General features: G+C 72.5%; 13 protein-coding genes. 9 read left to right on the top strand and 4 right to left on the bottom strand.

All coding sequences use genetic code 11. From position 1 onward, the window contains the following. The coding region (locus tag E6J59_06265) for a nitrite/sulfite reductase (protein TMB21269.1) at positions 1-602 on the top strand (602 nt) is incomplete at its 5' end. Then, positions 599-874, top strand: coding sequence for a hypothetical protein (locus E6J59_06260; protein TMB21268.1), 276 nt, complete (start codon positions 599-601; stop codon positions 872-874). The genes E6J59_06265 and E6J59_06260, both read left to right, overlap by 4 nt. Here the strand turns inward: E6J59_06260 and E6J59_06255 are convergent. From E6J59_06255 to E6J59_06245, 3 genes are all read right to left on the bottom strand, one after another. After that, complete coding sequence (locus E6J59_06255; protein TMB21267.1) at positions 858-1,493, bottom strand: nucleotidyltransferase family protein; 636 nt, start codon at positions 1,491-1,493, stop codon at positions 858-860. The genes E6J59_06260 and E6J59_06255 overlap by 17 nt on opposite strands. Positions 1,494-1,537: 44 nt before the next feature. Further along, positions 1,538-2,377 carry a hypothetical protein gene (locus E6J59_06250; protein ID TMB21266.1) on the bottom strand — a complete coding sequence of 280 codons (840 nt, stop codon included), beginning with the start codon at positions 2,375-2,377 and terminating at the stop codon, positions 1,538-1,540. A gap of 88 nt (positions 2,378-2,465) precedes the next feature. Next, a complete protein-coding gene (locus E6J59_06245) occupies positions 2,466-2,798 on the bottom strand; it encodes an OmpA family protein (GenBank protein TMB21265.1) in 333 nt (110 codons plus the stop codon). On the opposite strand from E6J59_06245, the gene E6J59_06240 reads away from it, so the two are divergent. From E6J59_06240 to dnaA, 5 genes are all read left to right on the top strand, one after another. Then, a complete protein-coding gene (locus E6J59_06240; GenBank protein TMB21264.1) occupies positions 2,764-3,126 on the top strand; it encodes a hypothetical protein in 363 nt (120 codons plus the stop codon). The genes E6J59_06245 and E6J59_06240 overlap by 35 nt on opposite strands. Before the next feature lie 273 nt (positions 3,127-3,399). Continuing rightward, the gene (locus E6J59_06235; GenBank protein ID TMB21263.1) at positions 3,400-3,681 is read left to right on the top strand and encodes a hypothetical protein; all 282 of its coding nucleotides are present in this window, start codon (positions 3,400-3,402) and stop codon (positions 3,679-3,681) included. 24 nt (positions 3,682-3,705) lie between these two features. Further along, the gene (locus E6J59_06230; protein ID TMB21262.1) at positions 3,706-4,137 is read left to right on the top strand and encodes a hypothetical protein; all 432 of its coding nucleotides are present in this window, start codon (positions 3,706-3,708) and stop codon (positions 4,135-4,137) included. A 42-nt stretch (positions 4,138-4,179) separates the two neighbouring features. Beyond that, positions 4,180-4,989 carry a M48 family metallopeptidase gene (locus E6J59_06225; GenBank protein TMB21261.1) on the top strand — a complete coding sequence of 270 codons (810 nt, stop codon included), beginning with the start codon at positions 4,180-4,182 and terminating at the stop codon, positions 4,987-4,989. A 293-nt stretch (positions 4,990-5,282) separates the two neighbouring features. After that, entirely contained in the window at positions 5,283-6,596 is a 1,314-nt protein-coding gene (dnaA, locus tag E6J59_06220) for a chromosomal replication initiator protein DnaA (protein ID TMB21260.1), read from the top strand. A 47-nt stretch (positions 6,597-6,643) separates the two neighbouring features. Here dnaA and E6J59_06215 read toward each other — a convergent pair whose 3' ends face one another. Then, positions 6,644-7,429, bottom strand: coding sequence for a hypothetical protein (locus E6J59_06215; protein TMB21259.1), 786 nt, complete (start codon positions 7,427-7,429; stop codon positions 6,644-6,646). Positions 7,430-7,474: 45 nt separating this feature from the next. On the opposite strand from E6J59_06215, the gene E6J59_06210 reads away from it, so the two are divergent. Continuing rightward, on the top strand, positions 7,475-8,059 hold the full coding sequence (locus E6J59_06210) for a hypothetical protein (GenBank protein TMB21258.1): 585 nt from the start codon (positions 7,475-7,477) through the stop codon (positions 8,057-8,059). Beyond that, a complete protein-coding gene (locus E6J59_06205) occupies positions 8,059-8,415 on the top strand; it encodes a hypothetical protein (GenBank protein ID TMB21257.1) in 357 nt (118 codons plus the stop codon). Before E6J59_06210 ends, E6J59_06205 begins: the two co-directional genes overlap by 1 nt. Positions 8,416-8,542 lie beyond the last annotated feature (127 nt).

Genomic DNA, 8,542 nt, shown 5'->3' with positions numbered 1-8,542 from the left:
ACGGTACCATCCGCACGACGAACGATCAGAACCTCGTCCTGCAATGGATCCCGGCGGCGGCGCTGCCGGCTCTCCACGCGGGCCTGGTCGAGATCGAGCTCGGCAACCCCGACGTCACCTCCATCAATGACGTCGTCTCCTGCCCCGGCATGGACTACTGCTCGCTCGCCATCACGCGCTCGATGGGGATGGCCGAGCGCATCCGCGCGCACCTCGCCGCGCATCCCGAGTCGAGCGACGGCTTCGCCGAGCGCCTCGGTCCCTTCACGGTGAAGATCAGCGGCTGCCCGAACTCCTGTGGCCAGCACCACGTCGGCGACATCGGGCTCACCGGCCACCTCGCCAAGACGCCCGACGGCGGCGAGCGGCCCTTCTACTCGATCCTGGTGGGCGGCGCGGTGGGCGAGGGGAGGGCGCGCATCGGCAAGCGGCTCGGGCGCTTTGCGGAGGAGGACACGGCGGCGGCGATCGCGGCCCTCGCGCGCGTCTACGAGCGCGAGCGGCAGGCGGGCGAGAGCTTCCCGTCCTTCGTCGACCGCGTCGGGGAGAAGCGCCTCTCCGCGATCGCTGCCGAGGCGGCGGCGACCGCACCTCCCGCATGACGGACGAGCGGGCAGAGGGCGGCGGCACTCCCGAGCCGGCGGCTTCGCACGACTGGTACTACCGTGGCACCATCAAGCGCGTGTACTACGGCAGCGAGAGCGGCACGCTGGTCAGCGACGCGACCGGCCGCGAGTACCACTTCAAGTTCCCCTTCGTGCAGATCCTGGGCCCGATCCCGCGCGTCGGCGGCCTGCGCGAGGGCATGGCGGTGGGCTTCGACGTCGGCTGGACGTCGCGCGGGCTGCGCGTGACGGTCATCCGCGTGTACTAGCCTCGCGAACCGCGCGTTCCAGTTCCAGGTATGCCGCGCGCACGCTCGGATCGAGCTCCGCGGCGAAGTCGGCGCCCAGGTGGCGCGCCTTGATGATCTCCTGGACGTCCGCGAGATCCCGGAGGCGGTGTGGGGCGCTCGCCCCCGAGGCGAGCTTGAGCTCGACGAGGCGCGGCAGGGTGAGGACCCGCAGGCCCTCCACGAGGGTCGCGGCCGTGCTCGGATCGGGAAACTTGACCGGTTTGGGCTTCCCGTCGCCGGGGAACTCACCGGCGACCAGGATCTCGATCCGCACCCCGGAATCGGAGTCCCGGAAGCTGCGCGTGGCCCCTGGGTGCGTCGCCACGTAGCCCCGCCCGACCAGACGCTCCTGGAAGGTCCGGAGCCCCTCCGGGGTGAGAAGGACGTCCACGTCCTCGGTCATGCGGACGTAGCCGTGCTCTCCGAGCGCCATGCCGCCGAGGAGGGCGTACGCGATGCCCTCGGTGTCCAGCCGGGAGGCGAGGCGATGCAGCGTCTCGTGCAGGCGTCCTTGCTTCACGAAGTACGCGCCCGCCTCGCGGAGGACCGCATCGAGGGACCCGTGCAGCTCCGCCTCGTAGGGGCGAAGTGATCGCACAGCACCAGTATGAGAGCGGTCGCGCCGCGAGGCAACCGTTCGCGCTATAGGGGCAACGAGGTGCGGAAGAGGATGAGCCGCCCGAGCAGCTCGCCGACCAGCACGAACAGGATCGCGATGTAGAAGAGGCCCGTCGCCGCCATGGTCTGCGGGATCTCGAGCGTGCGGTGGATCATGAAGCCCACGCCCAGAACGGCGAGGGGGCCCAGGACGAAGCGCGCGGCGAGCAGCAGAGCGTGGTCGCGCCAGAGCATACCCACGGCGACGGCACCGCCCGGCGCGAGCGCCATCACGAGGATGGTGACCGTGAGCACGCCGAGGTGCGTCACCACGACGGTCACGAAGTACCGGAAGAGGCGCCGCATCGGCTCGAGCGAGAGGCCGAGGTCGATCAGGTACCAGTGCCCGAGGAGCATGCCGGTCGCGACGGCGCCGAGGGCGAGCGCGCCGGTCACGAAGGCGAGCGGGTAGAGGACCGTCGCGGGCGAGAGGAGGGGCTCCATCCGGTAGCGGCTCGCGCTCACGGAGAGCGCGACGAGGCCGAGGAGGAGCGCAAGGGAGAACGTGCGCGCCCGCCGGCGAGCGACCTCGCCCCAGAGGGATGCGAGGTAGGCCGCCTGGGCGATGGTGAACGCGGACCAGAGCGCGATCTCGCCCCGCCCGATCGGGGTGCGGCCGCGGAGAGCGAGGTCGCGGAGGGCGAGGTCGACCGTCCCGCCGAGGTAGAGGACGGCGCAGCCCACGAACACCCCGGCGCTCGACTTGTAGAAGCCGCGCTCGAGGACCGAGAACGGCGGCACGGCGAGGGCGGCGAGCCCGCCCACGGCGAGCTGGCCGAACACGAGGAGGAAGCAGGCGCTGAAGTCCGACCTGAAGTCCGACACCCGTCTGTCCTAGTCGAGGCGACGGAGCGGGACAAGCACGCGCGCCCGCGGGCGCGACCGGAGCCGGCCGCGCCCGCGGGCGCCCCGGTCATTGCGCGATGATCTCGACCCGCCGGTTCTCGGCGCGGCCGGCCGCGGTCGCGTTGCTCGCGATCGGCTTCGTCTTGCCGAAGCCCTTCACGCTGATGCGGGCGGCGTCGATGCCCTGCGAGACCATGTAGTCCCGCACCGCCCCGGCGCGGCGCTCGGAGAGCTTCTGGTTGTAGGCGTCCGCGCCGATCGAGTCGGTGTGGCCTTCGACCGAGACCTTCAGGCCCGGTTTCTCCTTCATCACGTCGACCGCCTCGTCGACCATCTTCTTGCCGCCCGGCTTGAGCGTCGCCTTGTTGAAGTCGAACTGCGGGCCGTGCAGCGTCACCATCGGCTCCGCCTTCGCGGGGGGCGGCGGCGGTGGCGGTGGCGGCGCGGGCGGCGGTGGCGGCGCCTCCTTCTCGGGGTCGCAGATGGCGTGGCCGAGCAACGCGCCGATGAGGCCGCCACCCACGATGCCACCGCCGATCGCGGCCCCGCGCTCCTCGTTCCGCGGATGCTCCTTGGTGTTGTTGACGGCGACGCCGCCGGTCACGCCGCCGACGGTGGCGCCGATGATGCCGCCGGCGACCGCGCAGGTCCCCCACTTCCGGTCGCGCAGCGCGCACCCGGTGCCCAGGAAGACCACCAGTACTCCGAGAGCCAAAGTCCTCTGGTGACGCATGATGCCCTCCTCCTCTCGGTCCGAAAAAGGCTGGCTGCGCGTAACGCAAAGCCAATAACTAGTCAATAAGCGAACAGGGCGGGGTCGTGGCAGGCTCCCCGACCCCCCCGAGGAGGACGGGAGGCAGGGTGGCGGCGTGCGGGCGGCCGCGACGTCTCGTGGGGCCCCGGTCGGCCGGGTCTTCCCGTCGGCCCGGGCGGCGTCGTAGCCTCGGCCTTGACACCCGGGGAGCGCCTCTCTTTAATCCGACCAATCCAGGAGGTGCGTGATGCTGAGCAGGTCTGTGCGGATGGTGCTCCTCGGGGCGGTGACGCTGGCCGCGTGCGGCACCAACCAGGCCGACGTCGAGGAGATCAAGAAGGGCCAGAAGGACATCCTCTCCAAGCTCGACAACCTCGACAAGGCCGTACAGCAGGTGAAGGCGGCCGCGCCCGCGCAGCGGCCACAGATCGACCCGAACAAGGTCTACAACATCCCGATTTCCAGCTCCTACGTCCGCGGCCCGAAGACCGCCAAGGTCACGATCGCCGAGTTCTCCGACTTCCAATGACCCTTCTGCGCCCAGTCGGCCAGTCTGGTCGACCAGGTCCTGAAGGCGTACCCGAACGACGTCAACTTCGTCTACAAGCAGTTCCCGCTGCCCGCGACCATGCACCCGAACGCGATGCCCGCGGCCAAAGCGGCGGCGGCGGCCGGCAAGCAGGGCAAGTTCTGGGAGATGCACGACACCCTGTTCCAGAACAACCGTGAGCTCGGCTTCGAGAAGTTGAAGGAGTACGCGGGCAAGATCGGGCTCGACGTCGCACGCTGGGAGAAGGACTACAACGCGCCCGAGGTCGAGCAGGAGATCAAGAAGGACATGGCGGACGGGCAGGCCGCCGACGTGACCGGCACGCCGACCTTCTTCGTGAACGGCAAGCGGGCGACGGGCCGCTCCCTCGACGCCTTCAAGGAGATGATCGACGCCACCTTGAAGGCGCAGGGCGGCGACAAGCAGGGCGGCTGACGACCGCGTTGCCGGCGGCGCAGTGCCCTGCTAAGCGAGGGCATGCTCCGCCGCGGCGCGCGCGTGGCACTCGCCGCCCTGCTCGCCGGCTGCGCCGCCGCGCCCTACACGCGCCGCTCGCAGCTCATCCTCATCTCGGCGGAGGAGGAGAACGAGCTCGGGGCGCGCGCCTTCCAGCAGGTGCTCAGCAAGAGCCACGTCGACGGGCGCGAGCCGGTGAACGGGCCGGTCGAGGCGGTGGGGCAGCGCCTGGCCCGCGTCGCCGAGCGTCCGGACTACAAGTGGCGCTTCGTGGTGATCGACGACCCGAAGCAGCAGAACGCCTTCTGCCTGCCCGGCGGCAAGGTCGCTGTCTACACCGGCATCTTCCCGATCGCCGAGAGTACCAACGGCCTCGCGGTCGTGCTCGGGCACGAGATCGCGCACGCGCTCGCGCGCCACGGCGCCGAGCGCATCAGCCAGGGGCTCGTCGCGCAGGCGGGCGGCTCGCTGCTCGGCACGTGGCTCGGCGGCGGACCCGGCACCAACACGATTCTCGCCGCCTACGGGCTCGGCGCGGAGCTCGGCGTGCTCCTTCCCTACAGCCGCACGCAGGAGTCGGAGGCCGATCACATCGGGCTCCTGCTCATGGCGCGCGCCGGCTACGATCCACACGGCGCGCTCGCTTTCTGGCAGCGCATGGAGCGCGCCGCGAGGAGCAACCCGCCGGAGTTCCTCTCCACGCATCCGAGTCACGGCACGCGCGAGCAGCAGATCCAGGCGTGGCTGCCGGAGGCGCTGCGCTACTACGAGGCCGCCACGCACGCCGGCGTCGAGCCGCTGCCCGCGCTCGCGGGCGCGACGGCACGCTGAGCGCCGCGCGCCGATCGCGCGGATCAATTTTCCACTTGCATTCCGTTGCGAGCGGGAGTATCAGACCCCCTTCTCGTTTTCTCCTTTCTAGACGATGCGATGGGGTGAAGGGTTGGACGCGGCCGTCTCGCGGAGCGGGAGGCGGCGGTGGGGCGGAGTGGTGTCTTCGGGGTGGCCGCAGCCGGGTGAGCACGCGGGCCGGGGAGTTGGGTGACTTCTCCCCAGCCTGTGGAGCGTGTCGCGCGGTGGATCTTCGGAAGGCCGACGCGGGTCGGGCGAAGAGGGGGCGGTGGATGCCGGGCACCATCTGGGTCGAGGCGCAGCGCCGATTGCGCGGTGAGCTGCTCGACAAGGACTACGACACGTGGATCGCGCCCCTGCGTGCGGCTCGCTGGTCCGCCGAGACGCTCACGCTCGAGGCGCCGAGCGGCTTTGCGCGCGATTGGCTGAAGCATCACTTCATGCCGGCGCTCGTGCGCGCAGTGAGCGAGGCGAGCGGCTCGCGGGCGGACGTCGTGCTCCTGGTCAATCGGGAGCTGAGCGTACCGGCGCGAGCCGCTGCGCTCCCCGCCCGCCGCGCCGAGCGCGGCGGGGGCCTCGCGCCCTCGCGCTACACCTTCGACAACTTCGTCGTCGGTGAGTCGAACCGCGTCGCCTACGGGGCGGCGCGCGCGGTGGTGGCACAGCCGGGCCTCCGCTTCAACCCGCTCTTCGTCTACGGCGTCTGCGGGCTCGGCAAGACCCACCTGCTCTCGGCAGTGGCGGGCGACCTGGCCCGCGAGCGCCCCTCCGGCGCGGTCCAGTGCCTCACCGCGGAGAACTTCGTGAACGAGATGATCGCCGCGCTCGAGGCGCGCCGCATGGACCGCTTCCGGCGGAAGTTCCGCGGCATCCAGACGCTGGTCATCGACGACATCCAGTTCCTGGCCGAGAAGCGCCGCTCGCAGGAGGAGTTCGCCCACACCTTCAACGCGCTCCACGAGAGCGCGCGCCAGATCGTGATCGCCTCGGACCGCGCCCCACACGATCTCCCGGGCATCGGGGAGGCGCTGCGCTATCGTTTCGCCTCGGGCCTGCTCGCGCACGTCCGGCCGCCCGACGCGGCGCTGCGCCGCGCGCTGGTCGAGCGCAAGGCGAGCGGCCTCGGGGTGAGCCTCACGCCGGAGGTGGCGAGCTACCTCGCCGAGGAGTGGTGCGCCAACGTGCGCGAGCTCGAGGGCGCGCTCACGCGCGTCGAGGCCTACGCTTCGCTCTCGGGCCGCAGCGTCGACCTCGCGCTCGTGCGCGAGGCGCTCGGGCCCTCGCCCGTGGCGCGCCGCGGGCCGACCGTCCAGCGCATCATCGGCGAGGTGTGCCAGCACTACCAGGTGGCCCGCGACGAGCTCTCCGGGCCGCGGCGCACGGCGCGCCTCGCCGTGCCGCGCCACCTCGCCATGTACCTCTGCCGCCAGCACACCGACGTGCCGCTCGCCAGGATCGGCGCCGAGCTCGGCGGCCGCGACCACTCTACGGTGGTGCACGCGCTCGGTGCGATCGAGCGCCGGCTCGAGAAGGACGCGACGCTGCGCGAGGCCGTGTCCCTGCTGCGCGCGCGCCTCGGCGCCTGACGCGGAGGCCGGCGGAGCCCCGGAGCGCGCGCGGGCCCCTGGATGTGCTAGCCCGCTTCGACGGGGACGCCCGCGGCGGCGAGCGCGCGCGCCACCGCGTCGCGCCAGCGCGCGTAGTCGGCCGGCGCGAGCTCGACGCGCAGGTCCTCGTCGGTCTCGAGCCGTGCGGCGAGCCGCAACGCGACGGGCGCCGGCAGGCGGGCGGCGTGGACGAGGTAGTCGCCGCTCTCGACCAGGCGGAGGACCGGGGCGGGAAGGGCGGCGGCGGGGAGGCGGAGCACGAGCGGCTCGGTGGGCAGGGCGTCGCTCCGGAGCGTCACGGCGGGCAGCTCGGGGTCGGCACCGGGCGAGAGGTCGTCGCCGTCCCCCGCGAGCCCCTCCGTGCGCGCGGCGAGCACCTCGGCGACCACGTCTTCGGCCAGCCGGAGCCGCCCGCGCCGGAGCCAGGCGAGCGTCGCGAAGAGGTCGCCGGGCGCCGACGCCGGCTCGAGCCCGGCGAAGATGGCCGGCAGCAGCCGGGCGAGCGCGGCCCGGTCGCCCGCGCGGTGCGCTGCCACCGCGGCGCGGTAGTCGGCACCCGCGCGCACCTCGGCGAGGAGCGCCCGGAGCCGCTCCGCGAGCGCGCGGGCCTCGGCCAGCAGGCGTGCGGCGCCCGCCGCGTCGAGCGCGTCGCGGCGGTGAAGGCGGCGCGCCTCGTCCCCGAGCGCGAGCGCCGCCCCGAGGAGCGCCGCGCCCTCCGGCCCGGTGCCCCGGCGGTACTTCTGCGCGCACACGACCAGCGCCCCGGTGTCGGCGATCGCGCTCTCCAGCTCGGTGACCAGGCCTTCGTCCACGGCTCTTTTTACAATCGGGCGACCCCTTTGCTAAGGGAGGTGGCGATGCCTGCCCTCCGGCCGCGCGCCCGGCGCACGACCATCCGCGAGGTCCTCGACACCGCCATCGAGCTCGAGAAGAAGACGATGGCGCTCTACGTCGGGTTCGTGAAGGCGTTTCCGCGCCCGGCCGAGGTCCGGAACTTCTGGTTCAGCATGGCGCGCCACGAGGCCGGGCACTGCGGCGCGCTCGCGCTGGTCGAGGGCATCCTCGAGTCCGATCCACACCGCGCCGCGAAGACGCGCGTCTGGTTCGATCCCAGCACCGCGACCCGCCTGCGCTCGCTCGTCTCCGCCTACCTGCGCGAGGCGCGTGGCGGCGTGAGCCTCGAGCGCGCCTTCGAGATGGCGATCGACCTCGAGGCCTCCGAGCTGGAGGACGTGGTGGTCGACATGATGAAGGTGGTGAAGAGCCCCGAGTGGCGCGAGCGGGCGATCCAGCTCCTCATCCACGACCTCGGCGACCTCTCCTACATGATCGAGCGCTACACGCCGAACGAGGCGCTGCTCGCGCGGGCCGACGCGCTGGTCGAGCGGCGGGTGGGTCGCCTCGGGCGCCGGCGCGCGGCCCGCCGGGCCGAGGGCGCGTGATGAGCCGGTCGATCGTCACCGTGCCCCGCTACCTGGCCGCGGTGCGCACCATGCACGGCGTCGGCGTGACGGAGATGGCGCGCGCGCTGCACGTCACGCCCTCGGTCGTGCGCCGCTGGCTCGGCGGCACGCTGGTGCCGACCTGGCGGCGTCTCAAGGGCATGACCGCGCTCTGGGGCGGCGACGCGGAGCTGCTCGCGCTCGGTGCCGCGCTCCAGCGCTACTGCCGCGCGACCGGCGTCGCGCTGGAGGACGCCGTCCGCATGCTGCGCACGGGGCGGCACACGGGCCCGGAGCGGAAGCCCGTCGCCCGCCCGCGCGATCGACGCCAGCTCACGCTCCCCATGCAGCGCTGAGAGCCACGCACGGGCTCTCGAGGTTGCGCGGGTGGCGGCCTTGGGTCTATCGTTCCGCGCCCATGTCCGAGCCGGGCTCGCTCGCGCGCGGCCTCGCGGGCGACTGCATGATCGAGAGCGCCGAGGG

This window comes from Deltaproteobacteria bacterium, from assembly GCA_005879795.1.
Lineage (GTDB): Bacteria > Desulfobacterota > Binatia > DP-6 > DP-6 > DP-6.
This window is presented reverse-complemented; position numbering and strand designations above follow the sequence as displayed.